Raw genomic sequence first — 26,397 nt, forward strand, 5'->3', positions numbered from 1 at the left:
GCCCGTATTCTAAATAATTCCAATAGTAACGATTATGGGCATCAAAAGTTATGGAAATACTCACCTTCGGGGAGGCGACGCACCTTGTCGCCCGTACCGGGCTGGGTGCGGAGTGGGAGTCGATCCGGCGTCTTGAGGGAAAGGCGCGACCGGAAGCCATTGAGCAAGTGCTTAACCCGCCTGCCTCGCCAGTCAAAGCCGCACCCGCGATGACACCTTGGTATACCCTTGAGCCGATGCGCTTGACGGATGCGCAAAACCGCAAACGTGCGTGGATGGTGGCTCAAGGCGAAGGCAAACGCTTACAAGGCTGGTGGGTCGAACAAATACTTGCTACCCGCGACCCTTTCACCGAGCGCATGACGCTGTTCTGGCATAACCATTTCACCTCCTCCATCCAGAAAACCTTACAACCCAGCCTGCTGCACAAACAAAACCTACTACTGCGCCAACACGCACTGGGCAATTTCGCCGAATTGTTACACGCGATTGCCAAAGACCCCGCGATGTTGGTGTATCTGGATGGCTACCAAAACACCAAAAGCAGCCCGAATGAAAACTTTGCCCGCGAACTGCTGGAATTATTCACCTTGGGGCGTGGGCATTACAGCGAAGCCGATGTCAAAGCCGCCGCCAAAGCCTTTACGGGTTGGGGTGTGGATAACCGCAATGGGCAATTCACTTTCCGCGCTGACCAACACGACGGTGGGCGTGTCAGTTTCTTGGGGAAATCCGGTAACTTTGATGGCGATGACATCATTAAAATCTTGTTGGAACACCCACGTATTGCCGAACAAATCAGCGAAAAATTCTGGCGCAACTTCGTCAATAACGGCACGCCCGATGCGGCTGTCATCAAAACGTGGGCGCAAGCGTTCCGTAGTAGTGGGTATGACATCAAAGCCTTGATGCGTGCAGTGCTGAACAGTGACGCATTTTGGGCAGCCAATAACCGGGGCGCGCTGATCAAGTTGCCGGTCGAAATCCTGCTGGGAACCGTGCGCATGATCCCTTACCCACGCCAACCCACGGTCGAGTTGGTCAATCTGTGCCGTTTGTTGGGGCAGGAATTGTTCGACCCACCCAATGTGCGTGGCTGGCGTGGCGGTGAATATTGGATCAGCACCCAAACCTTGCTGGTGCGGACTTCCTATTTAACCAAGCTCTCACGTGGCGACCTTAACCAAAAGGTCGAAACCGGGTTGAGGTTGCCGCAAGCGCCACCGGAACAGTTGGTCGAATGGATGTTGCCTGTCAGGCCGATCCAACCTTTGCCGGACATTCCGGGCGACCGGCGTTTGGTGCGGGCGTTATTGCTTGATCCGGCTTTTCAGGTGGTTTAAATGGGAGGGATGGGCATGAAACGACGCGATTTTTTACGCTTGGCGACGGCGTTGCCATTCATGGGGCTATTGCCCTCGTGGGCATCAGCAAAGGGCGGCACAGGCCAACGAATTTTAGTACTGGTCAAGCTCGCGGGTGGCAATGACGGGTTGAATACCCTGATTCCGCACGCTGACCCTTTGTATTACCAATTGCGCCCGACGGTGGCGATCCCGCAGCATCAGGTGCTGGATATTGGGCAAGGCATGGGCTTGAACCCTTATCTGCAAGCGCTGAAACCCTTGTGGGATGCGGGGCAAATGGCGTGGGTGCAAGGTGTTGGTTATCCGCAGGGCGATTTGTCGCATTTCCGTTCCAACGATATTTGGGAAACCGCCAGTAACGCCAGCGAATACCTCAATGACGGTTGGTTGGCGCGGGCAGTCTCGCCGCAAGCCGGGTTGCACGGCATTATCATGGGCGACCAAATGGGGCCGCTGGCGGGTAAAGATTGCCATGCGCTGGCGATGCAAAGCCCGCAAGTATTCCTCAGTCAAGTCAGTTTGGTGGAAGACATCCAGCCTGTGCGGGTTAACCCGGCTCTGGCGCACCTCACCAACATCCAGCACCAATTGTACGGCGCAGGCCAACAGATCGGCAGTAAGCTCCAACGCCCTGCGCCGCTGGGGGTAAATTTTGCCACCAGTGAAATCGGGCGTGACCTCGAATCGGTAGCGAAAATGATTGTCAGCGGGGTGGATGCCTTGGCGTATCTGGTGACGCTTGACGGTTTCGATACCCACGTTAACCAAAACGTTACCCAGAGCAATTTGTTGCACCATCTGGCGGGCGGGTTGGATTCCTTTGCCCAAGCCATGAAACGCGCCGGACGTTGGGATGATGTGCTGGTGGTAACGTATTCCGAATTTGGGCGGCGGGCGCAGGAAAATCACGGCAAAGGCACTGACCACGGCACGGCTTCGGTGCAGTTGGTGCTGGGCGGCAAAGTCCGTGGCGGCATTTACGGTGATGCACCGCGCTTAAATGCCTTGGATAGCGACGGCAACCCGCACCACACAGTCGATTTCCGTCAAGTTTATGGCACAGTGGCGCAACGTTGGTTGGGGCAAAGTAATCCGTGGGCTAAGTTCGGTACGCTGCCTTTTGTGTGAGTTTTCCGGCATAATCGGCCTTCCATTAATCTATAAAAAGGCGTTCCCATGTGGTTCAAAAACCTCTATCTGCTCCAGCTTAGCCGTGATTTTGCCCTGACTCCCGAAGACCTGCATGATGCACTGGAGTCCAAGCCGTTTCTGGGGTGCAACAAGGAGCAGCGGGAAGCCATTGGTTGGGTGTCACCCTTTGGGCGTAATAGTGAGCAACTGGTGCATGTGGTCAACGGTTATATGTTGTTCACCGTAGCGCATCAGGAACGTATGTTGCCGTCGTCGGTGATCCGTGAAGAGCTGGATGAACGTGTTGCACTGTTGCAGGACAAGGAAAACCGCAAGGTGGGCAGCCGCGAAAAGAAGGACATGCGCGAGCAGATTGAGTTTGAATTGCTGCCGCAAGCCTTTACCCGTACCCGCAAAATGGATGCATGGTTGGATACCGCGAATGGCTGGATGGTAGTCAATACCTCATCCGCTAGCCAAGCCGAGCGAATGACCAAATTGCTGCGTACCTGCTTGGGCAGTTTGCCAGTAGCCGCGCCAAAAACTGAAAATAGCCCCACTAGCCTCATGACCCAATGGCTGAAAGAAGGTGGCTTGCCTGCGCCGTTTACGTTGGGCGAAGAGTGTGAGTTGCGCAGCCAAGGTGATGAAAAAAGCGTTGCCGTATTCAAACGCCACGAATTGCTGACCGATGAAGTCCAGTCCAACCTTGCGGCGGGCAAAATGGTGTCAAAGCTGGGGTTGGTGTGGGATGAAAAGATCAGTTTCATCCTGACCGATGAATTGGGGGTACGCCGGGTGCGTTTCCTCGACGTACTGGAAGACCGCCTCAAAGACTCCGACCCGCAATCCCATGCCGAAAAACTCGACATAGAATTCAATCTGATGACCGGGGAAGTCACGCAGTTGTTAGCGGATTTGATGAAGTGCTTTAGCGCATAGCATCCTTAACTGCGCCGATGCGGGCGGCTTGTTCTGTCGCTGCATCGGCGGACATCCCACCCAATGCATACCACTGTTTCAGCAATGGCAACGCCTGCTCTTGCGGGCTGCTGGTTTCTTTGCGGCTGCGCATCGCTTCCGACATCTGTGCAATCTGGTATTCCATGCGGGTTTTCTGGAACGCTGCGGGCGTTTCCAAGTTCAGCAGGATTTCCAGTTGCATACACAGCAACTCCCCGGCTGACTGGTTGGCAGCTTGGGTATCCGCGTCGGTTTCAGCTTGTTTGTTGAGCGCGGATTGGGCAGCTAAAGCCTCCCATTCGGCTTGTTTTTTCTGCTGGCGTTCGAGTTCGCGCTGGCGCTGTTCGGCTTCTTGACGGGCAACTTCAGCAAGTTGGCTGTCTTGTTCCTGACGTTGTTGCTGGCGTTCTTCGCGGGAACGGGCAAACAGCGCATCAATCGGTTCGCGGAATTGTTTCCACAAGCGTTGTTCATCAGAAGGGCGGGCAGCAAGGGTAATCTGCCACTGGCTTTGCAATTGCTTGGCTTCTTCAATGGCTTGGGCGGTATCTTCTAACGCCAGCAAATCATTGGCTTGGGCAACCAGTTGTTCGCGCGCTTGCCAGTTGCGGGTGCGTTCGGCTTTGAAGTGGGTTTCGAGTGCATCCATTGCCGCATTGAAGCGTTCGTTGATGATTTTCCACTCTTTGTGCCCAACCGTGCCGGTTTCTTTCCACTGCTTGCGCAGTTGGTTGACGGCGTTTTGTTGGGAGCGCCAGTCAACGTCGCCCCAATCGGTGGCGGTTTCCATCGCTTCCAATTGTTCGCACAGGGCTTGGCGCTGTTCGAGGTTAGCCTTGCGCTGTTGTGCTTGTTCGTTGAAATGCTGCTTGCTGGGTTCGTAAGCCGCAGTAACGGTGGAGTCAAATTCTTTCCACAGGGCGCGTTGCTGACCGGGTTCCATGTGCGAGAGCTTGCGCCATTCGTCACGTAAGCCTTGCACCTTTTTCGCCCGTTCTTGCGGGTCAAGCTCATCGTCGGAACGCAGGTTTTCGGCTGTTTCGATCAGTTGTTTGCGCACTTGATCGGTTCCCCAGCGCCGCCAATCCTGCAATTCGCGGATATACGGGGTGAGCATCTGGATGCGGCGTTGGAAAAAGGTACGTTCGGCAGCAGGCAGGCCAGCCGTTTCCTTGAGCCGTGCGGTCAGGGCTTGGTGTTGGTCGATAGCTTCGCCGTAATGTTCGGTTTCAAGGTGGTTTTCTAAGGCTTGCAAGTCGGCGTGTAGCTGCTGGAGGGCGGCGGCTTGCTGAGCTTGTTGTTGCTTGCGTAAGCGGCGCTCTTCGGCTTGCGCTTGCTGGCTGCGTTCTTGCTGTTCGCGCTCGGCTTGTTCTGCCTGTTCTTTCAGCAGTTGCGCTTCGGCGGCTAAGCGGGCTTGCTCTTCGGCTTGCTGGGCAAGCTGTTGGTTTATTTGTGCTTGTTCGGTTTCGTAAGCCTCTAGCTGTTGCTGGAAAGCGTCGATTGCGGCGCTGAAGCGTTGCTGTTGGGCGGGCGATGCGTGTTTGGCGACGTTATTCCAGCTTTGTTGCAGGATGCGGGCGCGGGTTTTGTCTTGTGCCCATGCTTTGGTTTTGCCCAGTGTTTCAGCGTTGGTGCACAGGGTTTCTAGCTGGAGCTGTTGTTGCTGGATGTGCTCTTCCTGATCCAGCCGTTCTTTGAGCAATTGGCGCAGGCGCTTGTTGTTTTTGCCGTGTTGCTTGTCGAGCAGCTTGAGCTTTTCCAAATCGTGGATGCGGTTAGCCGCGAGGAACTGGATTTCTTTGGAAGGGTCATTGCTGGCAATGTCAAACAGCAGCTCTTGGTCGTTGAGTTGTTCAATGGCGTGGCGGCGCAATTTGGCGGCGCGTTCACTGTCGCGGGCAATGCTGCGTAATAACGCCGGGTTTTGTAACCAATGATAAACATCCGCCAGCAGGGTGTCGTGATGATGGTCAGTTGCCGCCAGCCCGATCACCCGCTGTCGAGCCTGTTCCGCCAGTGAGCCGGATAGATGCCCCAATTGCACCAACGTTGGCAAATGGGTGAGGTGGGCAATGGCTTTGATACGTACTTCGGAATCCGGGTCAGTCTGCGCCAGTTTGATCAGCTCTACACTGTCGCCCGCCAGACCATTGAGCGCTTGAATGCGCACCTTGGCATCCTTGTGCAGCCATTTTGGCTTGAATAAATTCCCTAGCATTATTTTGTGAACCTTATTTTACGCGCATTCCAGCTTGTGCGCCGCTGTCAGGGGTCAAGATGAATAAATCCTTGCCACCGGGGCCAGCCGCCAACACCATGCCTTCAGAAACACCGAACCGCATTTTGCGCGGGGCAAGATTGGCAACCATGACGGTTAAGCGGCCTTCGAGATCGGATGGTTCGTAGGCTGATTTGATGCCTGCGAACACATTACGGGTTTCGCCACCCAGATCAAGGGTCAGTTGCACCAGCTTGTCCGCGCCTTTAACGTGCTCGGCTTTAATGATTGTAGCAACGCGCAAGTCGATTTTGGCAAAATCATCGTACTCAATGGTAGGGCTGATCGGGTCATCCACCAATGGGCCAGTCGCTTTCGGTGCTTCTGCGGGTGCAGGCATGGCTTGTCTATTGTCTTCGAGCATGGCTTCTACCATTGGTGCTTCCACGCGGGTCATGAGTGCTTTGAAAGTGGTGATGTCTTGGTTTAACAACGGTGCGGCAGCACTATCCCATGTCAATTCACCGGCATTGAGGAAGCCTTCGGCATCCAGCGCCAATTGCGGCAATACAGGTTTGAGGTAAGTGACGATGGCGCGGAACATATTGATGCCTTGGGTACAAACACCTTGCACCTCGGCTAGCCGTTCCGGGTCTTTCGCCAATACCCACGGTTTTTGTTCATCGACGTATTGGTTGGCCTTGTCCGCCAGCGCCATGATTTCACGCATGGCTTGGCTGTAACGGCGGCTTTCGTACAGTTCCGCAATGCGCTCGGAAGCATCGGCAAATTCTTGGTACAGTGCGGCATCGGGCAATTGCGCAGCCAACTTGTTGTCGAAACGCTTGTTGATGAACCCCGCGCAGCGCGAAGCAATATTAACCACTTTGCCGACCAAATCGCTGTTTACCCGTGCGATGAAATCTTCCAAGTTGAGGTCGAGGTCATCCACGCCGTTACTGAGTTTGCTGGCGAAATAGTAACGTAGCCATTCAGGGTTGAGGTGCTTGAGGTAACTTTCTGCCTGAATGAACGTGCCGCGTGACTTGGACATTTTCGCGCCATTCACCGTCAGGAAGCCGTGGCAATTTACTGCGGTGGGGGTGCGGAAACCCGCCCCATGCAACAACGCAGGCCAGAACAGCGTGTGGAAATAGGCAATGTCCTTACCGATGAAGTGATACACCTCGGTGTCGGAACCCGGTTTCCAGAATGCATCGAAATCTAATCCAGTGCGGTTACACAGGTTTTTGAAGCTCGCCAAATAGCCAATCGGCGCATCCAACCACACGTAGAAATATTTGTCGTCGGTATCGGGGATTTTGAAACCCCAGTACGGCGCATCGCGGGAAACGTCCCAATCGCTCAAGCCTTGGTCAGATTCAAACCATTCCATTTGCTTGTTGGCGATTTCTTTTTGTACTGAGCCGCTGCTCAAAAATTCGCGCAGGAAGGTTTCAAAATGCCCCAGCTTGAAGAAGTAGTGTTCGGTTTCTTTTTCGACAGGTTTTGTGCCTGAAATCGCCGACACTGCATTTTTCAAGTCTGTCGGGGAATAAGTCGCGCCACAGGCTTCGCAGTTGTCGCCGTATTGGTCGGGCGCACCGCAGCGTGGGCATTCGCCTTTGATGAAACGGTCAGGCAGAAACATTTTCGCTTGTTCATCGTAAGCTTGGCGGATGGTGCGCTTTTCGATGTGCCCATTATCCCGCGCCGCCTTATAGATGAATTCCGCGAAGTAACGGTTTTCGTCGGAATGCGTGCTGTAATAGTTGTCAAACGCCACGCGGAAGCCTGAGAAATCACGCTGGTGCTCTTGAGCAACGCGGGCAATCAGTTGTTCTGGCGCAATGCCTTCCTGTTGGGCGCGGAGCATGATCGGCGTGCCGTGGGTATCATCGGCGCAAACGTAATAGCATTCGTTGCCGCGCAAACGTTGGAAACGTGCCCAAATATCCGTCTGGATATACTCCACCATGTGACCGATATGGATCGGGCCATTGGCGTAGGGCAGGGCACTGGTGATGAGTATTTTTCTTGGCTTCATTGCAATGTTTGACGAGTCCTTAATGAGGCGGAAAGGGTAGCAGGTTGCGGGCAGTTTCGCTACTTCGATGCGCTTATTCCCAAGGCAGGCGCTTCATCAGGTAGCACAGGCAATCTTGGCGGATAATGCTTTCATCCAGCGTCAACATCGCTGGCATCAGCGGTAATTTCAGGCAAATTTTCCCCTGTTCGCGGGTGAAAAAGTGCTCGCTGACCTCCACGTTTTCATCATCCCAAGCCTGCAAATTGGCCTGTGGGTGATTGCTGTGGGCAAACACCGTCCCGGCGGGCAGTTCCGAGAAATTGTAGCGGTCAAGTGCGGGCAACAGATGAATGTCAGCGGCAGTGTTACTGAAGCTGAATGCGTATTCCTCCGGCAAGGTCACGCGGGCAACGGTTTGGTAAAGGTTAATATCGTGCGGTGGTAATGGATGGTCGGAAAGGTCTTGCAGGTGCAGGACGGCATCCAAGAATTCCAACACATGCTCAATCCCGTGGGCAACGCCGGGTTTACCGCATTCGATGGTGACAGCGGGGCAGTATTGCGCCATTGCCATCGACTGGATGCCACGCGGGGTTTCAAAATACACTGCGATATTGGAAAACAGCCGTGCGAGCTGCAATGAGCGGTTATCCAGCACGTTGATGCAGCCGTAATGCGGATTTTTGCCGGTGTTATTGTGTACGTCGATGCTGGCGAACAGATTTTTTTCCACCATGATCTCGGTAATTTGTGCCATTAGGCGGGTTTCGTCGCAATCTTCCATGTCTGTACCGGGCCACACACGGTTGTAGTCCGGTTGCCCATCCAACCGCCGTTTGCCGAAAGTCGCGGCTTCGACATTACCGAAGAAGATGGATAGCGAACGCGGTAACACTTGCCCTTGATACTTGCGCAGTAATTGCTGGACGGCGAAAAAGCCTGTGTCTTCATTGCCATGCAGCAGTACGGATATGAACAAACACGGTTCACGTCTGCCTTGCAAGTGCAGCAGGGTGGGGTTGGGCATTAGGGTATGCAGTTCACGCGGGCTGTTGAGGGCGAAAAAGCCTTCCGGCAAGCTATCCAGTTCTGTCAGTTGCAGCATGTTTTTCTCAATTAATCCAGTGCCCACGTATGGGCGGGGGTATGGGTATGTTGCCAGTGGGCGTAAGCCTGCAACAGCCGCGTGATGTCGCCTTGGCAATGTTCAAGCTGGCGTTGTTGCCATACCGCACCCGTTTGCCCAGTTTCGGTACGGGCGGCAATGATGCTGAGGTAATGGCGGATGTCGGCTTCGGCAATACCCAATTGTTCCAGCCCGCTTGCTGCTTGAGGAAGTAATTCATCCAGCAACAGATCGCGTACCTGCCATTCTTTGCCGTGCCAGCGCACGTGGGTGTCCAGCCCGATACGGGCGGCGTTGTAGAAGTTTTCCCGCGCAATCGCAAACGCCATCGGCAAGGGTTCGCCTGAAACTAGTTCCGCGCCCAAAGCTTGGGTCAGCCCGTAGAATAGGGCGGCGTTAGCGATCATATCCGGTACGCTTGGGCCTGCGGGCAAGATGCGGTGTTCCAAACGGATATGCGGCGTGCCATCCGGGTCGAATCCTACCAGCGGTCGGTTCCAGCGCCACGTTACACCGTTGTGCAGGCGTAAATGGGCAAAACGTTCGGCAGGCTTGTCTTGCACCATCGGTAATAGCACTGGGTAAATCGCGAGGTTTTCCTCGAAACATTCCACAATGCTGTGGTCGGCAAAGCCTGAGCCGAAACTGACCCGCGCCGGAAATTCGCGCCCGGCATCCACCGCTTGTTCAAATACCGGGATGCGGGTTTCCTGCCATAAGGAACGCCCAAACAGGAACGGCGAATTGCCCGCAACTGCCATGATCGGCGCGGATGCAATGATCGCAGCATTATAATAGTGGTGTGCATTATCCGCAGGAACCTGCATGTGCACCTGAAACGAGGTGGTCGCTGCTTCCAACATCACACTGGCGTGCTGGATGTGCAATGACTCGCGCCCGTCAATATCCAAGCTCAGCGGGCGGTGGCGGCGGGCTTTGAGGATTTCGTTATTCAGCGCGTGGTAGCGGTGGGATTCGGTCATGGTCGCCAGACAGAAATCGCTTTGAACTGTGCTGGGCAAGATGCCAATCAGCAGCAGGTTTGCAGCTATCGTATCCGCTGCTTGATCCGCTTGTGCCAGCAATTGCCGCAAACTGCTTTCAAATTCTGTCAGTGCCGAATCCGCGAGTACCCGTGGCGGGGTATTCAGTTCGATATTGAATTTTGCCAGCTCGGTAGTTGCCAGCGGGTTATTGATGGCTTGCAGGAACTCGGCATTGCGCGGCAATGGGCGGAATTGCGCATCCGCCAGCCAGCCTTCGAGTTCAAAGCCGCCGACGGCGGGTTGCTGGGAAAATTGCCCGTTTGCCAGCATCTTTCGCAATAGCACGGTTTCGGCTTGTAAGCGCTGCGCGTATTCCTGCCAATCCTGCTGGCTGAAATGGTCACTGATGATTTCTTGCCCCATTTTCACCTCCTGCGTTACAGCTATAGTATGCCACGTTTGCGGAGGATGCAGATTGATAATCCTTTAATCCTACCAGCGGGGTTGCTATCATCCCCGCTTTTCTTCGTATTAGCGAAATTACAATGGAACTCAACCCCACCTACACCAAAATCAAAGACCTCCAAGGGCGCGTCGACGCTCTGAGGGGGTATCTTTGACTACGAAACCAAGCACGAACGGCTAGAAGAAGTCAGCCGCGAACTCGAAGACCCGAAAATCTGGGACAACCCCCAGCGGGCGCAAGAGCTTGGTAAAGAACGCTCCACCCTCGACGGTATTGTTGGCGGCATTGACCGCATCACGTCCGGCCTTGCTGACGCCAAAGAATTACTCGAATTGGCGGAAATGGAAGACGACGAAGACAGCGCCGACGCAGTGATTGCCGACGTTGACAGCATCGAAAAAGAAGTCGCCAAACTCGAATTTGAACGCATGTTTTCCGGCGAAATGGATCGCAATAATGCCTTCCTTGACATCCAAGCCGGTTCTGGCGGTACGGAAGCGCAAGATTGGGCGGAAATTCTATTGCGTATGTATTTGCGCTGGGGTGAAGCCAAAGGTTTCAAAGTTGAATTGTTGGAAGTCACCGCTGGTGATGTGGCGGGCATCAAGGGTGCGAGTATCAGCTTTGAAGGCCCTTACGCTTTCGGCTGGTTACGCACCGAAACGGGTGTACACCGCTTGGTGCGGAAGTCGCCGTTCGACTCTGGCAACCGCCGCCATACCTCGTTCAGCGGCGTATTCGTTTCCCCAGAAATTGATGACAATATCGAAATCGACATCAATCCGGCGGATTTGCGCATCGACGTTTACCGCGCTTCCGGTGCGGGCGGGCAGCACATCAACAAAACCGAATCGGCAGTGCGGATTACCCATCTTCCCACTAATACTGTGGTGCAGTGCCAGAGCGGGCGTTCCCAGCACCAGAACAAAGACAATGCCATGAAGCAATTGCGCGCCAAACTCTATGAGTTGGAAATGATGAAACGCAATGCCGAAAAGCAGGCGCTGGAAGACAGCAAATCCGACATCGGTTGGGGCAGCCAGATACGTTCCTACGTCCTCGACCAGTCACGCATCAAGGATTTGCGCACTGGCGTGGAAACGGCGAATACCCAAGCGGTATTGGACGGCGATCTGGACAAATTTATTGAAGCAAGCCTGAAAAGCGGCTTATAAGACCCTCACGGGCACAAGATCAAGGTTATGACAATGAGCGAACACGAAACCCAGCACGAACATCATGATGAGAACAAACTAATCACGCAGCGCCGCGAAAAGCTCGCCAAGTTGCGTGAACAGGGTGTGGCTTTCCCCAACGATGTGGCGCGTGAACACAAAGCCGCCGACCTGCACACGCAGTACGGCGAATACGACAAGCCGTGGTTTGAGGAAAATCCCGTACACGTCACGGTTGCAGGGCGGATGATGCTCAAGCGCTTGATGGGCAAGGCCAGTTTCGCCACGATTTCGGACGTATCCGGGCGCATCCAGCTTTACAGCCAAAAAAATGTACTGGGCGACAGCGTATTTGAAGAATACAGTCACTGGGATTTGGGCGACATTATTTGGGCATCAGGCGTGCTGTTCAAAACCCAAACCGGCGAATTGTCGGTGAAGGTTAAGGAAATCCGCCTGCTGACCAAATCGCTGCGTCCGCTACCGGAAAAATTTCACGGACTGACCGACCACGAGCAACGTTACCGCCAGCGTTACATCGACCTGATCATGAACCACGAAACCCGTGATGCGTTCGTGATCCGTTCCAAGATCGTCAGTTACATCCGCAACTTTTTCACCCAGCGCGATTTTCTGGAAGTGGAAACGCCGATGTTGCAGATCATCCCCGGCGGCGCGGCGGCACGCCCGTTCATTACGCACCATAATGCGCTAGATTTGCCGATGTACCTGCGCATTGCGCCGGAGTTGTACCTCAAGCGGCTGGTGGTGGGCGGTTTCGAGCGTGTGTTTGAAATCAACCGCAATTTCCGCAACGAAGGGCTTTCCACCCGCCATAACCCTGAATTCACCATGATTGAATTCTATCAGGCGTATGCGACCTACCACGACCTGATGAACTTGACCGAAAGTTTGATGCGCGGCATCGCTACCGACGTGATCGGTAATACCGAAATCGTGTATCAAGACGAAACCTTCGATTTCAGCCAGCCGTTTACCCGCATCAGCGTGCGTGATTCCATCCTGCACTTCAATCCAAGCGTTACCGCTGAACAAATCGACACGTTGGACGGCGCGAAAGCAGTAGCGAAAAGTTTGGGCATCCCACTTAAAGACAGCTACGGGTTAGGCAAGGTGCAGATCGAAATCTTCGAGAAAACTGTCGAGCACCGCCTGATGCAGCCGACCTTCATTACCGAATACCCGGCGGAAGTTTCCCCATTGGCGCGGCGCAATGACAACAACCCGTTCATTACCGACCGTTTCGAGTTCTTCGTCGGTGGGCGTGAAATCGGCAATGGCTTCTCCGAGTTGAATGACGCGGAAGACCAAGCCGAACGCTTCATGCAGCAGGTCGCGGATAAGGATGCGGGCGACGATGAAGCCATGCATTACGACGCTGACTATGTGCGGGCGCTGGAATACGGGATGCCGCCGACTGCCGGGGAAGGGATTGGCATCGACCGGCTGGTTATGTTGTTTACCAATGCACCGTCGATCCGGGACGTGATTTTATTCCCTCATATGCGCCCGGAATAACCTCGTCCGCATCAGCCCCGGATACACCAATGCTGTATTTCGGGGCAAAGCGTTGATAAAAGCGAAGGTTATATCAATGACCACTTTTTTATTGTGGCAACACACTACACTGGAAGTAAGCGTTACGTGTTAAGTAACGGTCAGTTGCTAAGGAGTAGCCACATGAAAAAGATGATTGTTTCCGTTTTGTTTTCCACCCTTTGTTTTGCGCCGTGGATGGCGGGGGCAGGGGATAAGCCAATTGATCCGGCAGCAGGCAAGAACCTGTATGGGACATATTGCTTTATGTGCCACGACCGGGGGCTCGGTCATGCGCCCCGACCCGGTGAAAAAGGGGATTGGGCAAAGCTGTTGCCATTGGGTGAAGATACCCTGTTCACGTCGGTGATTGACGGCCCCAGCCACATGTATTCCAAAGGTATTAGCCCTATCTGGTCTGAGTGGGAACTCAAAAGCATGATCAGTTACCTGACAAGTACCGTGACGGATGCGGAAACCCAACAGCAAATCGGTGCTGCCAGTGCGGCGGATAAAGAGCGCCATCTACGTTTGGTGCATGGGCGCAAATTGTATGGGCAGGCTTGCTTTAAGTGCCATGACTACGGTGATTTGGGTGCGCCTAAGCTGGGTAGCCCTGAATCGTGGGCAGGACGTAAGGACAAGGGCATCGACGCATTGGTGAAAACCGTGATTGATGGTAAAGGCCATATGTATGCGCACGGTGGCAGCAACAGCCTTTCCGAGCAGGAATTCAAGCTGATGACGGAATACATGCTGAGTACCTTGGAGAAAGGTTGGGTAGCACCTCAAAAAGACTGTAAATGATGTGAAGTCGCCGCTGGGCAGGCGATCAACGGAGTTTGCGTTGCGCCATAAGTAAACTACACTCCATTGCTGGCAAAGCCATGAATAAATATGACCAACAAAGCAAGGAGTGGAGTGTTATGGCACAAATTATCATCAAATATAAGCTGAAAGCAGGCGTGACGCGCGAGCAGTATGAAAACTGGACGCGCACTACCGATTATCCCAGTATGCGCAGCTTGCAGCGGGTTTCCCGCTTCACTAACTATCGCGTTGAACGCCCACTGATGGGGGATGCTGCCCCCTCAGTCGATTATGTCGAGTTTTTCGACGTGCTGGATATTGCCGGTTTTATCGGCGAAGACATGGGTAGCGAAGTTGTGCAGAAAGTCATGGGTGAATTCATGCAGTTCGTTGACAGCCCTGAGTTTCTGATTGCCGAAGAAGTCGTCTAAGCGGCTTTACCCCAGCAAATCCACACCCGCCTGTTTGAGCATTTCACTCAGGCGGATCAGCGGCAACCCCATCAATGCGGTGGGGTCATCGCCGTACATGCGTTTGAACAGCGTAATCCCCAAGCTTTCTGAGCGGAAACTGCCCGCACAGTTGTACGGTTGGTCTTTGCGCAAGTAGCGGTCAATTTCCTCATCCGTCAGTTCACGGAAATCCACCGAGAACGGCACAACATCCAGTTGGTAGCTGCCATCGCGGCTGTCATACAGGCACAGTCCAGTGAGGAATGCGACGGTTTGCGCGGATGAGTTTTGCAATTGCTTTACCGCATTTTCGTGGCTACCGGGTTTGCCAATGACTTGATCGTGCAGTATGGCGCATTGGTCAGAGCCGATAATCAGTGCATCGGGGTGTTGGGCAGCGACGGCTTGGGCTTTTTCCAACGATAGGCGTAGCACCATGTCGCGGGCGCTTTCGCCATCGTGCCGGGTTTCATCAATGTCCGGGGCGGCGGCGTTAAAGGCAATGTGCAGGCGTTGCATCAGTTCGCGGCGGTAAGGGGAGGTTGAGCCGAGGATCAGGTTACGGGTCGTCATATTCGGTGATTTTGGCTTATCTGGTAGAAAAACTGTGGATGATACGCAAGATATATGTAAGCCCCAAGCAAAAAGGGCAAAAATTTCTTTACACATCATAGGCTGGATTCATATAATCCCGCGCTTATGTTGAACAGGTTGCCCGTAGACGTTAATCCCTTTAAGCTGGTCGAGCAGAGAAAGTGCCTGACTGGTGTTTTGCCGTTGCAGAAACTGTCGCGTGTGGCAGGTATTGCCTTGGCAGGCAGCGGGGATTTTACGGTGGAACTGGAGTTTACCCGCAGTATTGGCGGGCGACCCATGGTTAAAGGCCATGTGTGCGGTAACATCATGTTGGAATGCCAACGTTGTATGCAGCCCGTCCAGATTCATATTGATAATCCAATACAGGTTGCCCTGACAACGTTTGAGTCGGATGAACGCCCCGAACAGGAAGGACTGGAAGCCTGGCTGGTTGAGGATGAACGGCTGTTTTTACAGGATTTCGTTGAAGATGAAATTCTTCTGGCTTTGCCTTTAGTGGCGAAGCACGAGCAGTGCCAGCCGATGCGTGAGTTGATTGAAGCCTTACCATCGGACGAACCTGCAATAGAAAGTGAGCAAGCGGATGCTGCGGCGAGTGCCAAAAAGAATCCTTTTGCAGTTTTAAAAGATTGGAAAAAAACGGAGTAACGAAACGATGGCAGTCGGTCAAGCTCGAATGACACGTTCAAAACGCGGTATGCGCCGCTCACATGACGCACTGAAGAACCCTACTTTGTCAGTTGATGCAACGTCTGGTGAAACTCACCTGCGCCATCACATGACTGCTGATGGTTTCTACCGTGGTCGCCAGATTGTTGTTAAGAATGCGCCAGAAGTGGATGACGAATAAGTTAACTACTTGTTTCACGCTTTCATGACAAAATCATATAAAATCGCGGGCTTGACCCGCGATTTTTTTAGCAGCACAAGGGGTTAGTATGAGTGGAGAGTATCGCATCGCGTTGGATGCGATGGGGGGAGATCATGGTTTGTCAGTAGTAGTTCCGGCTGCACTGGAAGCACTGAAACAACACACTGATATTGCACTGGTTTTGGTCGGTGATGAGGCGCTGATCAAAGCAGCACTTGAGCAACACAAGGCAGCTCCTAGTGAAAAGCTGAAGATTCATCATGCGTCACAAGTGGTGCAAATGGACGAATCCCCAGCAATAGCGCTGAAAAACAAAAAAGATTCCTCCATGCGTGTGGCGATCAATCTGGTCAAGGCAGGTGAAGCGGATGCCGCTGTCAGTGCCGGAAACACAGGTGCACTCATGGCTACTGCACGTTTTGTGCTGAAAACGCTTCCCGGTATTGACCGTCCCGCTATCTGCACTATCCTTCCAGCGGTGAAAGGGCATACCCACATGCTGGATTTGGGGGCGAATGTCGACTCCGAAGCTGAACACCTTTACCAATTTGCCCTAATGGGTTCCGAATTGGTCAAAGCGATTGACGACAACCCTAACCCTAGAGTCGGCTTGCTTAACATTGGGCAAGAAGCCATCAAGGGTAATGAGCAAGTCAAAGCAGCCAATGCACTCCTGCAAGGTAGCCCCTTGAATTACATCGGTTATGTGGAAGGTGATGACATTTACCACGGTGATGTCGATGTAGTGGTGTGCGATGGCTTCGTCGGCAACGTGGCACTCAAGACCAGTGAAGGTTTGGCGAAAATGGTTTCCGCTCAGCTTAAGAAAGAGTATACCGCCAACCTGTTTACGCGCTTGGCGGCACTCATTTCCATGCCAGTGCTGAAATCATTCAGGTTAAAATTTGATCCAAGACGTTATAATGGCGCCAGTTTGCTAGGCTTGCAGGGTATCGTGGTGAAAAGCCACGGCGGCGCGGACAGTTTGGCGTATGCCAACGCGATTGGCATTGCCCGCACCGAAATCATCAAGCAAGTCCCACAGCGTATCCGTAAACAACTCGAACATTTGCTCGCACAGAGGCAGAAAGCATGATCTATTCACGAATTACCGGAACTGGCAGTTACCTGCCGGAAAAAGTGCTGACCAATAAAGACCTTGAAAAAATGGTCGATACCACTGATGAGTGGATTTTTGAGCGTACCGGGATTCGTGAACGCCACGTGGTGGAAATGGAGAGTGCTTCCGATATGGCGGAACACGCTGCCCGCCGTGCCTTGGAAATGGCAGGGAAAAATCCCGAAGACGTGGATTTGATCATAGTGGGTACGTCCACCCCCGATTTGGTTTTCCCCAGCACCGCTTGTTTGCTGCAAAACAACTTGGGTATCCGCAACGGTGGTGCAGCGTTTGACGTGCAAGCGGCCTGTTCCGGTTTCGTGTTTGCCCTGAGTGTGGCAGAGAAGTTTGTCCGCACTGGCACGAGCAAATGTGCGCTGGTGGTGGGTACGGAAGCCATGTCCAAGATTTTGGACTGGACAGATCGGGGAACATGCATCCTGTTCGGTGATGGCGCGGGCGCGGTGGTGCTGGAAGCCAGCGAAGAGCAAGGCGTGCTTTCCACCCATATCCACGCGGACGGTGCTTACGAACATTTGTTGAGTGTTAATGCCGGTATTTCACGTAATTTCGAGATGCTGCGTAACGAAGGCGCGTTGCTCCAGATGCGTGGTAACGAAGTTTTTCGTGTAGCAGTCAATACCTTAGGGCGTATTGTTGACGAAACACTCGAAGCAAATAACATGAGCAAAGCGGATGTGGACTGGTTGGTTCCGCACCAAGCGAATATCCGCATCATCCAAGCCACCGCGAAAAAATTGGACATGCCAATGGAGCGCGTGGTCGTGACTGTGGACAAACACGGCAATACCTCGGCAGCTTCCATCCCCTTGGCATTGGATACGGCAGTGCGTGACGGGCGCATCAAGCGCGGCGAAGTGGTTCTGCTGGAAGCCTTCGGGGGCGGCTTTACGTGGGGTTCGGCCTTAGTAAGGTTCTGATGGCGACCGAAATCGAACGTAAATTCCTGCTGGTATCTGACGGGTGGCGGGCTTTGGTCAGCCGCTCGGAAACTTTCCGTCAAGGTTATTTGAGCAATAATAAACGCGCTTCGGTGCGGGTAAGGATTGCTGATGAATGTGCGACGTTGAACATCAAAGGCATGACCATTGGTGTGCAACGTCCCGAATACGAATATGAAATTCCGCTGCATGAAGCAATGGAATTACTCGATCAGTTGTGCGAACGCCCGCTGATTGAGAAAACCCGCCATTTTGTCGAGTTTGGCGGAAAACTGTGGGAAATAGATGAATTCCACGGTGACAACGCGGGCCTAGTGGTCGCGGAAGTCGAACTCGATACCCCCGACGACGTGATTGACATGCCCACGTGGGCTGGCAACGACGTTTCCCATCTGGAACGCTATTACAACGTCTGTCTTACGCAATATCCCTACAGCCGATGGTCGGCTGAGGAACGAGGCTAATTCTTACATGATATTTTCTGAACTCGGCTTGTCCGAGCCGCTGTTGCGTGCCATCAGCGAACAAGGCTATGAAATTCCTACCCCGATTCAAGCGCAAGCTATCCCAGCAGTGCTTTCCGGGCGTGACATTATGGCGGCAGCGCAAACAGGTACGGGTAAAACCGCCGGTTTCACCCTGCCGCTGCTGCACCGCTTGTCGAGCGGTCATCGTGCCAGTGCCAACCACATCCGCGCATTGGTGCTGACCCCAACCCGCGAACTGGCTGCGCAAGTGGGCGAAAGCGTGCGTGATTACGGTGCGCACCTACCATTGTCTTCTGCCGTGGTATTCGGCGGCGTGAGCATTAACCCGCAAATGATGGCGCTGCGCCGTGGGGTGGATGTGCTGGTGGCAACACCGGGGCGTTTGCTGGATTTATACAACCAAAACGCAGTGAAATTTACCCAAGTGGAAATGCTGGTGCTGGACGAAGCCGACCGCATGTTGGACATGGGTTTCATCCGTGACATCCGCAGGATTTTGGATTTGCTGCCGAAACGCCGCCAAAACCTGCTGTTTTCGGCGACCTTCTCCGATGACATCGTGGCGCTGACTAAAGGTCTGCTGCATAACCCGCTGCAAATTTCGGTTAGCCCGCGTAATGCGGCTGCCCCGTCAGTGACGCAATCGGTGTATATGGTGGATAAAACCCAAAAGACCGCACTGTTGAGCCATTTGGTGCGCAGCAACCAGTGGGAACAGGTGTTGGTTTTCACCCGTACCAAGCACGGCGCGAACCGTTTGGCAGAAAAGCTGGAACGTGATGGCGTAACGGCGGCGGCGATCCACGGCAATAAGAGCCAAGGGGCACGTACCAAAGCACTGGCAGATTTCAAGCAAAACAACATCCGCGTATTGGTAGCGACTGATATTGCGGCGCGGGGTTTGGACATTGAGCAACTGCCGCATGTGGTGAATTTTGAGTTGCCAAATATCTCGGAAGATTACGTCCACCGCATTGGGCGTACCGGGCGTGCGGGTGCGACGGGTGAAGCAATTTCACTGGTCGAGCCGGAAGAATACAAATTTCTGCAAGGCATCGAAAAGCTGATTAAGCAAAAATTGCCGCGTGAAGCGCTGCCAGTTTTCAGCCTTGCCCCCGTGCGCCCACGTACTGAGGAAGAAGTGAAAGCGGATGCGGAAGCCGAGCGCCCGCGCCGTCCGCAACACCGTCCGGCTAACCGCCCCACTAAGTCGCAGAAAACCTCAAATCGCCAAGGGGCGGGTTTGCCACCTGTGAAAAGGGCGGAAGGCAGTGCTGCCAGCAAGCCGCGCCGCCGTCGTCCAAATAAACCGCAAGCGGTGGCATAAAGCTAAGGGATTGCTGGCGAAGATACGGTTTCAGGTGGCCTATTGCTTTCAAGCGGCTACACTCGGAGGGTAGGGAATGGAAAAACCCCGTTACAAACCTCAGGAGAGTACATCATGAACATTCAAATCCAGCAACCCCAAGCCTTTGATTTGGTCGGTAACACCATCCTAATCAGCGGCAATGCGGTCGGTTTCGAGGGGCAATTGAACATCCGCGTGAGTGAAGGCCATGACGAATACACGGCGCTGGCGATGGCTGGTTCAACGTCTATCCGTCAGTTTCAGGCCAGCATCACGATCCCCGCCAACCATGCTTTTAAGCTCAACCGCTTGTTTGTCACGGTCACGGATGAAGGTGGCGAAGGTGACGGTGTGGCAGCACCTTCTGTTACCGTCCCGGTGCTGTTCGGGCCAATGATCTTGGCGGGTTACGAAGGTTATTGGGAACACAAGGTCGTCGCAGGTGAAACACTGTCCAGCATTGCGCGGCACTATTTTGAGGGCGACACTGCCAAGTGGACGGTCATCCAACATGCCAACCAGAATACTGTGACCAATCCGAACACCCTCCGCATTGGTCAGATGTTGCGCATTCCGCGTAATTTTTAACGGGTCGCGTTTTGCTGCACCACGGTTGCGAGCGCGGAAGAGTCCAATTCACCGTTACCTGCATCCACTAACGCTTGCATGTAGTTAGCGGCGTGTTGCGTTCCCGGTAAGTTCAGGCCGAAAGCGGCGATAGTGTCCGTGACGATGTGCATGTCTTTGTTGTGTAGGTGCGCTTTGAAGCCGGGTTGGAAGTTTCCATCCAGAATGCGTTGCCCGTGCAACTCCAACACGCGGGAATAGGCGAAGCCGCCGAGCAAGGCAGCGCGGACTTTCGCCGGGTCTACGCCTGCGGCTTTGGCTATTTCAAACGCTTCGGTGATGGCGATGATGCTTTGCGCGGCGATCAGTTGGTTGCAGGCTTTGGTCAATTGGCCTGCGCCGTGGTCGCCGATGTGGGTGATGGTTTTGCCCATTGCGGCAAGGGCAGCGTAGGCGTAAGCGAGGTCTTCCGCGCTGCCGCCAACCATGATGGTCAATGTGCCTGCGATTGCGCCGACATCCCCGCCGGAAACGGGCGCGTCGAGGAAACGGATGCCTTTTTCTGCCAGTTTCGCCGCGATTTCACGGGTCTTGACGGGGGAAATGGTACTCATGTCGATGACCAGCAAGCCCAGCTTGCCACCTTCAATGACGCTATCTTTGCCGAGCAGGACTGCTTCCACGTCCGGCGTATCGGAAACCATTGATATCACGATGTCCACGTTTGCCGCGAGTTCTGCCGGGGTGGGGTAGAAGGCTGCGCCTGCGTCCAGCAATTCCTGCGCGGATTCGGGGCGGCGGGCATAGACCGCGAGCGGGAAACCTGCGTTCATCAAATTCTTGCACATGGGTTTGCCCATGATGCCGGGGCCGATCCAGCCGATGGTGGGGTGATGCATGGGTTATTCCTTGAAGAGGGTAGGGGCGTTTAACAGCATTGCCACAAACGCGGGGACAAGCTGGCTCGCTAAGCCGTTGATGGATTTGTCAAACATTTCGCTGTTGTTACTGGGGTCGAGGTTCAATTCCACTGTCTTTGCGCCGCGTTGGTGAGCAAATTCCACGAAGCCTGCGGCGGGGTAAACATTACCCGATGTGCCGATGGAAATGAATAAATCACAATCTGCCAAGGCTTGTTTGATGGTGTCCATTTGTAGCGGTATTTCGTGGAACCAGACGATGTGGGGGCGCATTCCGCCCGTTTTTCCGCAGCTTTTGCAAACTGTTTCGGTACTGATGTTGTCGGTGCAATGGTCGCCTGTGCCGCAGTGCAGGCAGCGGATTTTGTTCAATTCACCGTGCATGTGGATGAGGTTTTGGCTGCCAGCGCGTTCGTGCAGGTCATCGACGTTTTGGGTGACGAGCAAGACATTGCCGGGGAATTCGCGTTCCAGTTGGGCAAGGGCAAGGTGCGCGGCATTCGGCTGTACGCTGGGGTCGTGCAATTGCTGACGGCGGGCATTGTAAAATTCATGCACCAGCGCGGGGTTTTTGGCAAAACCTTCCGGTGTGGCAACCTCTTCGATGCGGTGGTTGTGCCACAAGCCATCACTGGCGCGGAAGGTTTGGATGCCGGATTCGGCGGAAATGCCCGCGCCAGTGAGGATGACGATGTTGGTGGTGTTTATCACTTAACTCCTTGTTCTATGAACCTATCACCTGTTAAGGCAAGTAACTGACTGCCAAACCATTATTAACCATTTGCTCATTCACGCTGACCCTTTGTCCTTCCGCCCATATATCCGCCAACCACCTGCCGTATTTTTCGGTTTGGTCTTTGTAGGTTTTAATGGTAACGGTTTTTCCCAATATTTGTCCCCGTAACCAGTCGCGGGTCACAGTCCCGGTTGCCCGTTGCTCGCCGCGCATTTCTGGGGCATTGATGCCGTACAGGCGCAATTTTTGTCCGTGTAACCATGTGCATAGCCCCAAATCAACATCCACTGTTACGGTATCGCCGTCGTACACTTCGCGTACTATCGCAGTATATTCGTACATGTTGTTACCCTCGCTATTGGAAAGTTGGCCCTGTCGTGATGGCAGAGCCAACATACGTTAATATTCATCAGGCGGCAATGTCCTGCACCGATTTGACGGGGCGCAGTGTCGCAATTTCAGCGCTTGGCAATTCCGGTCTCGTATTTGCCATTTGAAGCTGTTGCAGCGTTTGCCGTTTGATGTCCTTGACTTGTAACAGGTAGGACAGGATGACATTCCAGAAGCCGGAACCGCCACTTGCCATCAAGCCAATCACCACCAAGCCTGTGGTGCTGTGCCACGTTGCAGGTAGCGTGGTTGCCAACATTGGCTCAGCCAGAAATGTGACAACGATACCGCTGGCAAGTGCCAATACTTGCAAGGCTGATTTACGCAGTTTTTCTTGCCGTGGTTCTTCCCGTGCGATTGCCAGAAACGGAACCACCCCTTTGGTAATTTCTACCAAACGTTCGGCTGCCACACTCAGTGCAACCATCAGGCCAATGATCTCTTCCATATTATGTTCCCCCCTTTATGCGGCTTGGCTGAATTGCACGGGTGTATCTTGCGTATCTTTACGGTATTTGAGGTACGCTTTGTACATCTTGACGTGGTAATTATTACGCTCGTAGTCAGGGCCATTATAGGCGCGTGCAAACTGTGCGAAATTATCCAATTCCAGACCATTGGCTGCGCCTTTAGGGGGGCGCAAGGCTTTGACACAGTTGGTTTCAACAATGAAACGGGCGAATGCTTCCAAATGCTCGGCTTCGCATTTCATCATCCGCTCAACAAAGTCGGCAATGCTGCTGTAGCCCAGTTTTTTCCAATGGTAGCCCATGATTTGGAATGCCCCCCACGATGCGGATTCCATTGCCGCTTCAGGATGGATGGCTTTAGCCCGTTCCAAACGCCGTACTTCTGCCACGCCGCCTTTATAGCCGCCCCATTGGACATTCAAAATGTCTTCATTGCCCACTGCCAAAGCGGCAGGGTCAAACCCGTAAGTTTGCAGGCGCTTCCAGAAAACATGGCGCTCAAACAAGATAACAGGAAAATCATTAAGGAAGCCGCTGCCGCGTGATTCCACTGAATTAACCGCTTTGATGGTTGCCACTTCAATATTCAGCCGGGTAGCGACCTTAACCAGATCATCCTCACTCAGGAAACGGCTGGTCACGACAGGCAGGTAATCTGTTACCGATTTCTGTACCAGTAACTGCCATGTTTTTTCCCCAATAATCCCATCTGATACCAGCCTATTTTGGAGTTGGAAGGTTTTAACAACGTCTTCCATTACGTCATTGAAGTTGCCATCAACGTTGATGGTGTAACCGCAAGTCAACAGCATAGCTTGAGCTTGGCTAACCGCTTGGCTGTTTTGGCTCTGTTTTTTGATTATCGCGAACATGATGTTATCCCCTTATTCTGAAATGTGTTACCGACATTTGATCCAAGTGGTTATCTGCTGTGCCATCAATGATTAAATGTTAACCGCTTGATCTGGCTTTTATTTATCCACTCCGGCGTGGATTTGCGCAATCTTTATCTGATCACTTTTGCGTATTATCCGATCAGATGCTTGTCAGAACCCGATGACAATTCAGTAAGGGTTAAGTGAATCAATGTGTTACGGGATAAAAATGACTTGTCATCTGATCACATTGAGGTGTTACCAAATAATATTGCAGCTTGTCGGGGTATGTCTTTTCATTATTTAGAAAATTCCCGAAAATTGGGGCTATTGATAGAGAAAAATAGGGGTATAAAATATGAAGCCGTATTGTTACGTCGCAGCCTGCCTGCTTGTATTGGCGGGGAATGCCTTGGCGGTATCTTGTGAGGTGGATTACAAAGCGAAGCGTGTCAACAAAGACCCGCGTTGGTATGGTGTGACAGAAAGGCCAGAATTCAAGTCGGGTACTGCCCAAGGTACAGGTGCGGATGCAAAAGCCTGTGAAAAAAATGCGTTAGATAAAGTGCAGCAAAATAACTGGAAAGTTATCTCATACAAAATCCGCTAAGTGCGTTTATCCAACGGCTACTTCATCTTCGGGGTGGGGTAGCCCTTTAATCCTGTCGGGTTCGACTTCCAGCCAATAACCTTCACCCTTGCGTGCCTTGATGAAAGCCTGCTCCAAGAATTTAGCGCCCAATTCTTCCCGAAGCCGTTTAATGGCTTGTACACCGTGATCCCCAATATCTAAGGCGTGTAAGGGAGAACCTTCTTGGCGCTTACTCACCAATTTCCTAAAACTGTCCATTTGGGTGCGGTTGAGTTGTATTTCTAGGTTATTAATGCGTAGCCGATTAGCGGGCAGGAGTTCTAGCCGCTCACACACAAATCCAGTTTCACGCCATACCATCAGGCGTTTGCGGTCATCATTCCAACCCCGCATTTGCATAACCAACACCAGCAGTATGATAATTAGTGCAGCTAAAAGTACGCCCAATACCATTGTCATGAAATCAATCATGCTATCGACTTGCCCAACGTAATATTGGAGGCTTTTTTCTTCCAATATCGCGTCAGTCAAGGCAGTTTCCGGTGCGGGTATAAAACCGGGTAGTGACGAGGCAAAGAATGCATAAGCGCCAACCCCTAAAATAACCCCCGTAGACAGCGCGACCATGAAACTGAGCGCACCCAATAGATGGGGTTTCCTGATGAAACCCGCCGATGTATTTGTTGCTGTCCGCATAATCCCCTCGCGCCTGCTACAGCATGTCACAGTTACTGAGATTACTGGAATCCTTGTAATATACCCCCACAGAAGGTATCGCTGAATTTCCTGACAGCCCCCAGACCAACCGGGACATCATAATTCTAATAGATGAAAATTATCACCCGATGCTAACATACTTTTTGAGCATAATTAACAACTTTTGAGCATCAGTTGCGGGTGTGCGGTCAGCAAACGGCCTACCTATTCCTGAGTATCCTGCTTGGTAATTACCATTCCTGAATGGGTGCTTATTTCGGGTCTGCCAACAGATGGTGTAGAATCGCCCCCAGATTTTCAAGCATTGAGGAAACTGGAATGGCAGATATGACACGCGAACAAGTTGAAGCGCTACTGAAAGGGATTAACGACCGTTATTTGGAACAGGACATCGTATCCCTGCACCAAGTTAAGGACATCAGTGTGGACGGCGGCAAAGTAGTGGTGCGCGTCGTGCAAGGTTATCCAGCGGGCAGCTACCGCGATGAATTGGCAGCAGAAATCAAAGCGGCGTTGGCAGCAGCGGGCGTGGCGGATGCGGATGTCAGCGTGACCACGCAAGTGGCAGCCCACGCAGTACAAAAGAGCGTCAAGCGCAAAGACGGCATCAAAAACATTATTGCAGTCGCTTCCGGTAAAGGCGGCGTCGGCAAATCCACGACTGCTGTGAACTTGGCGCTGGCACTGAAAGCTGACGGCGCAAGCGTTGGCATGTTGGATGCGGACATTTACGGCCCTAGCCAACCGCGCATGTTGGGTATCAAGGGGCAACCTGAATCCAGCGATGGCAAGAGCTTGGAGCCGATGCAAAACCACGGCATCAAAGCCATGTCGATTGGTTTCCTGATCGAAGAAGATACCCCGATGATCTGGCGCGGCCCAATGGTTACACAAGCCTTGGAACAGTTACTGGGCGACACCAACTGGGGCGATTTGGATTACCTAGTGATCGACCTGCCACCCGGCACTGGCGACATCCAATTGACACTTTCCCAGAAAATTCCGGTTTCCGGCGCGATCATCGTTACCACCCCGCAAGACATCGCCTTGCTGGATGCGCGTAAGGGTCTGAAAATGTTCGAGAAGGTCGAAGTGCCGATCTTGGGCATCGTGGAAAACATGAGTATGCACATTTGCAGCAATTGCGGCACGGTTGAGCATATCTTTGGCGAAGGTGGCGGTCAGCGCATGGCGGAACAGTACGGCGTGAACTACCTCGGTGGCCTGCCACTGGACATCAAAATCCGTGAGCAAGTGGATAACGGCAACCCCACCGTGGTGGCTGACCCGGATGGCAAAGTGGCGCAAATCTACAAGGACATCTCCCGCCGGGCGAGTGCGCGATTGGCTCAGAAAGCCAAAGATTACAGCACCAAGTTCCCGACGATTAAGATCATGAACGTCTAAACAAAGACCCTCACCCCTCCAGCCCCCTCTCCCGCGAAGCGGTAGATGGGGAGCAAG

The 26,397-nt window shown here is 53.1% G+C and carries 27 protein-coding genes; 16 read left to right on the forward strand and 11 right to left on the reverse strand.

From position 1 onward, the window contains the following. Positions 1 to 50: 50 nt before the first annotated feature. Genes PHE17_RS12225 through PHE17_RS12235 form a run of 3 tightly spaced genes read left to right on the forward strand, consistent with a single transcriptional unit; the run spans position 51 to position 3,440 of the window. Positions 51 to 1,343: a DUF1800 domain-containing protein gene (locus tag PHE17_RS12225; protein WP_301016142.1), complete on the forward strand. Its 1,293-nt coding sequence runs from the start codon at positions 51 to 53 to the stop codon at positions 1,341 to 1,343. 15 nt (positions 1,344 to 1,358) lie between these two features. Continuing rightward, a complete protein-coding gene (locus tag PHE17_RS12230; protein ID WP_301016143.1) occupies positions 1,359 to 2,495 on the forward strand; it encodes a DUF1501 domain-containing protein in 1,137 nt (378 codons plus the stop codon). A gap of 48 nt (positions 2,496 to 2,543) precedes the next feature. Beyond that, positions 2,544 to 3,440, forward strand: a complete 897-nt coding sequence (locus tag PHE17_RS12235) for a recombination-associated protein RdgC (RefSeq protein ID WP_301016144.1) — start codon at positions 2,544 to 2,546, stop codon at positions 3,438 to 3,440. Here PHE17_RS12235 and PHE17_RS12240 read toward each other — a convergent pair. From PHE17_RS12240 to PHE17_RS12255, 4 genes are all read right to left on the reverse strand, one after another. After that, entirely contained in the window at positions 3,430 to 5,679 is a 2,250-nt protein-coding gene (locus PHE17_RS12240) for a DUF349 domain-containing protein (RefSeq protein WP_301016145.1), read from the reverse strand. The genes PHE17_RS12235 and PHE17_RS12240 overlap by 11 nt on opposite strands. 13 nt (positions 5,680 to 5,692) lie before the next feature. Beyond that, positions 5,693 to 7,726: a methionine--tRNA ligase gene (gene metG / locus PHE17_RS12245; protein ID WP_301016146.1), complete on the reverse strand. Its 2,034-nt coding sequence runs from the start codon at positions 7,724 to 7,726 to the stop codon at positions 5,693 to 5,695. A gap of 73 nt (positions 7,727 to 7,799) precedes the next feature. Further along, the gene (locus PHE17_RS12250) at positions 7,800 to 8,813 is read right to left on the reverse strand and encodes a M14 family metallopeptidase (protein ID WP_301016147.1); all 1,014 of its coding nucleotides are present in this window, start codon (positions 8,811 to 8,813) and stop codon (positions 7,800 to 7,802) included. 11 nt (positions 8,814 to 8,824) lie between these two features. Further along, positions 8,825 to 10,243 (reverse strand): glutamate--cysteine ligase, encoded by a 1,419-nt coding sequence (locus PHE17_RS12255; protein WP_301016148.1) that lies wholly within the window; start codon positions 10,241 to 10,243, stop codon positions 8,825 to 8,827. Between the two features lie 122 nt (positions 10,244 to 10,365). On the opposite strand from PHE17_RS12255, the gene prfB reads away from it, so the two are divergent. The 4 genes from prfB (at position 10,366) to PHE17_RS12275 (ending at position 14,259) form a co-directional block, all read left to right on the forward strand. Further along, a protein-coding gene (gene prfB / locus PHE17_RS12260) for a peptide chain release factor 2 (RefSeq protein WP_301016149.1) occupies positions 10,366 to 11,461 on the forward strand; the annotation gives its coding sequence in 2 pieces (ribosomal slippage) (positions 10,366 to 10,437 and positions 10,439 to 11,461; 1,095 coding nt in all). A gap of 33 nt (positions 11,462 to 11,494) precedes the next feature. Beyond that, the gene (gene lysS / locus PHE17_RS12265) at positions 11,495 to 13,000 is read left to right on the forward strand and encodes a lysine--tRNA ligase (RefSeq protein ID WP_301016150.1); all 1,506 of its coding nucleotides are present in this window, start codon (positions 11,495 to 11,497) and stop codon (positions 12,998 to 13,000) included. Between the two features lie 162 nt (positions 13,001 to 13,162). Beyond that, positions 13,163 to 13,825, forward strand: coding sequence for a c-type cytochrome (locus PHE17_RS12270; RefSeq protein WP_301016151.1), 663 nt, complete (start codon positions 13,163 to 13,165; stop codon positions 13,823 to 13,825). A gap of 119 nt (positions 13,826 to 13,944) precedes the next feature. Next, positions 13,945 to 14,259 carry a hypothetical protein gene (locus PHE17_RS12275; RefSeq protein ID WP_301016152.1) on the forward strand — a complete coding sequence of 105 codons (315 nt, stop codon included), beginning with the start codon at positions 13,945 to 13,947 and terminating at the stop codon, positions 14,257 to 14,259. A gap of 6 nt (positions 14,260 to 14,265) precedes the next feature. Here the strand turns inward: PHE17_RS12275 and PHE17_RS12280 are convergent, their stop codons facing one another. Further along, the gene (locus PHE17_RS12280) at positions 14,266 to 14,853 is read right to left on the reverse strand and encodes a Maf family nucleotide pyrophosphatase (protein WP_301016153.1); all 588 of its coding nucleotides are present in this window, start codon (positions 14,851 to 14,853) and stop codon (positions 14,266 to 14,268) included. Between the two features lie 126 nt (positions 14,854 to 14,979). On the opposite strand from PHE17_RS12280, the gene PHE17_RS12285 reads away from it, so the two are divergent. From PHE17_RS12285 to PHE17_RS12315, 7 genes are all read left to right on the forward strand, one after another. Beyond that, positions 14,980 to 15,525, forward strand: coding sequence for a YceD family protein (locus PHE17_RS12285; protein WP_301016154.1), 546 nt, complete (start codon positions 14,980 to 14,982; stop codon positions 15,523 to 15,525). A 7-nt stretch (positions 15,526 to 15,532) separates the two neighbouring features. After that, on the forward strand, positions 15,533 to 15,727 hold the full coding sequence (gene rpmF, locus PHE17_RS12290) for a 50S ribosomal protein L32 (protein WP_301016155.1): 195 nt from the start codon (positions 15,533 to 15,535) through the stop codon (positions 15,725 to 15,727). Positions 15,728 to 15,815: 88 nt separating this feature from the next. Continuing rightward, positions 15,816 to 16,844 (forward strand): phosphate acyltransferase PlsX, encoded by a 1,029-nt coding sequence (gene plsX, locus PHE17_RS12295; RefSeq protein ID WP_301016156.1) that lies wholly within the window; start codon positions 15,816 to 15,818, stop codon positions 16,842 to 16,844. After that, positions 16,841 to 17,809 (forward strand): beta-ketoacyl-ACP synthase III, encoded by a 969-nt coding sequence (locus PHE17_RS12300; protein ID WP_301016157.1) that lies wholly within the window; start codon positions 16,841 to 16,843, stop codon positions 17,807 to 17,809. Before plsX ends, PHE17_RS12300 begins: the two co-directional genes overlap by 4 nt. Further along, a complete protein-coding gene (locus tag PHE17_RS12305; protein ID WP_301016158.1) occupies positions 17,809 to 18,294 on the forward strand; it encodes a CYTH domain-containing protein in 486 nt (161 codons plus the stop codon). The genes PHE17_RS12300 and PHE17_RS12305 overlap by 1 nt, the downstream gene beginning before the upstream one ends. Positions 18,295 to 18,301: 7 nt before the next feature. Then, a complete protein-coding gene (locus PHE17_RS12310) occupies positions 18,302 to 19,645 on the forward strand; it encodes a DEAD/DEAH box helicase (protein WP_301016159.1) in 1,344 nt (447 codons plus the stop codon). Positions 19,646 to 19,759: 114 nt separating this feature from the next. Further along, positions 19,760 to 20,254: a Gmad2 immunoglobulin-like domain-containing protein gene (locus PHE17_RS12315; protein WP_301016160.1), complete on the forward strand. Its 495-nt coding sequence runs from the start codon at positions 19,760 to 19,762 to the stop codon at positions 20,252 to 20,254. On the opposite strand, the gene PHE17_RS12320 is transcribed toward PHE17_RS12315, so the two are convergent. From PHE17_RS12320 to PHE17_RS12340, 5 genes are all read right to left on the reverse strand, one after another. Continuing rightward, a complete protein-coding gene (locus PHE17_RS12320) occupies positions 20,251 to 21,132 on the reverse strand; it encodes an NAD(P)-dependent oxidoreductase (protein WP_301016161.1) in 882 nt (293 codons plus the stop codon). The genes PHE17_RS12315 and PHE17_RS12320 overlap by 4 nt on opposite strands. Positions 21,133 to 21,135: 3 nt before the next feature. Further along, complete coding sequence (gene cobB / locus PHE17_RS12325) at positions 21,136 to 21,864, reverse strand: Sir2 family NAD+-dependent deacetylase (RefSeq protein ID WP_301016162.1); 729 nt, start codon at positions 21,862 to 21,864, stop codon at positions 21,136 to 21,138. A 31-nt stretch (positions 21,865 to 21,895) separates the two neighbouring features. Next, entirely contained in the window at positions 21,896 to 22,231 is a 336-nt protein-coding gene (locus PHE17_RS12330; protein WP_301016163.1) for a thermonuclease family protein, read from the reverse strand. Between the two features lie 67 nt (positions 22,232 to 22,298). Next, positions 22,299 to 22,727, reverse strand: coding sequence for a hypothetical protein (locus PHE17_RS12335; RefSeq protein WP_301016164.1), 429 nt, complete (start codon positions 22,725 to 22,727; stop codon positions 22,299 to 22,301). A gap of 15 nt (positions 22,728 to 22,742) precedes the next feature. Continuing rightward, entirely contained in the window at positions 22,743 to 23,621 is an 879-nt protein-coding gene (locus tag PHE17_RS12340; RefSeq protein ID WP_301016165.1) for an N-acetylmuramidase family protein, read from the reverse strand. Positions 23,622 to 23,982: 361 nt separating this feature from the next. Between PHE17_RS12340 and PHE17_RS12345 the strand changes: the two genes are divergently transcribed. Continuing rightward, a complete protein-coding gene (locus PHE17_RS12345; RefSeq protein WP_301016166.1) occupies positions 23,983 to 24,234 on the forward strand; it encodes a hypothetical protein in 252 nt (83 codons plus the stop codon). A gap of 6 nt (positions 24,235 to 24,240) precedes the next feature. Here PHE17_RS12345 and PHE17_RS12350 read toward each other — a convergent pair whose 3' ends face one another. Beyond that, the gene (locus tag PHE17_RS12350) at positions 24,241 to 24,912 is read right to left on the reverse strand and encodes a hypothetical protein (protein ID WP_301016167.1); all 672 of its coding nucleotides are present in this window, start codon (positions 24,910 to 24,912) and stop codon (positions 24,241 to 24,243) included. Positions 24,913 to 25,251: 339 nt separating this feature from the next. Between PHE17_RS12350 and apbC the strand changes: the two genes are divergently transcribed. Then, positions 25,252 to 26,340, forward strand: a complete 1,089-nt coding sequence (gene apbC, locus PHE17_RS12355) for an iron-sulfur cluster carrier protein ApbC (protein ID WP_301016168.1) — start codon at positions 25,252 to 25,254, stop codon at positions 26,338 to 26,340. Positions 26,341 to 26,397: the final 57 nt, after the last annotated feature.

Source organism: Thiothrix sp., from assembly GCF_028714775.1.
GTDB lineage: Bacteria > Pseudomonadota > Gammaproteobacteria > Thiotrichales > Thiotrichaceae > Thiothrix.

Coding starts and splice junctions, on each gene's coding strand:
- PHE17_RS12235 (WP_301016144.1), top strand. CDS start 2,544: ATGTGGTTCAAAAACCTCTATCTGCTCCAGCTTAGCCGTGATTTTGCC.
- PHE17_RS12270 (WP_301016151.1), top strand. CDS start 13,163: ATGAAAAAGATGATTGTTTCCGTTTTGTTTTCCACCCTTTGTTTTGCG.
- PHE17_RS12345 (WP_301016166.1), top strand. CDS start 23,983: ATGAAGCCGTATTGTTACGTCGCAGCCTGCCTGCTTGTATTGGCGGGG.
- PHE17_RS12340 (WP_301016165.1), bottom strand. CDS start 23,621: ATGTTCGCGATAATCAAAAAACAGAGCCAAAACAGCCAAGCGGTTAGC.
- PHE17_RS12275 (WP_301016152.1), top strand. CDS start 13,945: ATGGCACAAATTATCATCAAATATAAGCTGAAAGCAGGCGTGACGCGC.
- PHE17_RS12320 (WP_301016161.1), bottom strand. CDS start 21,132: ATGCATCACCCCACCATCGGCTGGATCGGCCCCGGCATCATGGGCAAA.
- rpmF (WP_301016155.1), top strand. CDS start 15,533: ATGGCAGTCGGTCAAGCTCGAATGACACGTTCAAAACGCGGTATGCGC.
- PHE17_RS12255 (WP_301016148.1), bottom strand. CDS start 10,243: ATGGGGCAAGAAATCATCAGTGACCATTTCAGCCAGCAGGATTGGCAG.
- PHE17_RS12230 (WP_301016143.1), top strand. CDS start 1,359: ATGAAACGACGCGATTTTTTACGCTTGGCGACGGCGTTGCCATTCATG.
- lysS (WP_301016150.1), top strand. CDS start 11,495: ATGAGCGAACACGAAACCCAGCACGAACATCATGATGAGAACAAACTA.
- PHE17_RS12330 (WP_301016163.1), bottom strand. CDS start 22,231: ATGTACGAATATACTGCGATAGTACGCGAAGTGTACGACGGCGATACC.
- plsX (WP_301016156.1), top strand. CDS start 15,816: ATGAGTGGAGAGTATCGCATCGCGTTGGATGCGATGGGGGGAGATCAT.
- PHE17_RS12310 (WP_301016159.1), top strand. CDS start 18,302: ATGATATTTTCTGAACTCGGCTTGTCCGAGCCGCTGTTGCGTGCCATC.
- PHE17_RS12350 (WP_301016167.1), bottom strand. CDS start 24,912: ATGCGGACAGCAACAAATACATCGGCGGGTTTCATCAGGAAACCCCAT.
- PHE17_RS12280 (WP_301016153.1), bottom strand. CDS start 14,853: ATGACGACCCGTAACCTGATCCTCGGCTCAACCTCCCCTTACCGCCGC.
- metG (WP_301016146.1), bottom strand. CDS start 7,726: ATGAAGCCAAGAAAAATACTCATCACCAGTGCCCTGCCCTACGCCAAT.
- PHE17_RS12300 (WP_301016157.1), top strand. CDS start 16,841: ATGATCTATTCACGAATTACCGGAACTGGCAGTTACCTGCCGGAAAAA.
- PHE17_RS12315 (WP_301016160.1), top strand. CDS start 19,760: ATGAACATTCAAATCCAGCAACCCCAAGCCTTTGATTTGGTCGGTAAC.
- apbC (WP_301016168.1), top strand. CDS start 25,252: ATGGCAGATATGACACGCGAACAAGTTGAAGCGCTACTGAAAGGGATT.
- PHE17_RS12225 (WP_301016142.1), top strand. CDS start 51: ATGGAAATACTCACCTTCGGGGAGGCGACGCACCTTGTCGCCCGTACC.
- PHE17_RS12305 (WP_301016158.1), top strand. CDS start 17,809: ATGGCGACCGAAATCGAACGTAAATTCCTGCTGGTATCTGACGGGTGG.
- PHE17_RS12240 (WP_301016145.1), bottom strand. CDS start 5,679: ATGCTAGGGAATTTATTCAAGCCAAAATGGCTGCACAAGGATGCCAAG.
- PHE17_RS12285 (WP_301016154.1), top strand. CDS start 14,980: ATGTTGAACAGGTTGCCCGTAGACGTTAATCCCTTTAAGCTGGTCGAG.
- PHE17_RS12250 (WP_301016147.1), bottom strand. CDS start 8,813: ATGCTGCAACTGACAGAACTGGATAGCTTGCCGGAAGGCTTTTTCGCC.
- PHE17_RS12335 (WP_301016164.1), bottom strand. CDS start 22,727: ATGGAAGAGATCATTGGCCTGATGGTTGCACTGAGTGTGGCAGCCGAA.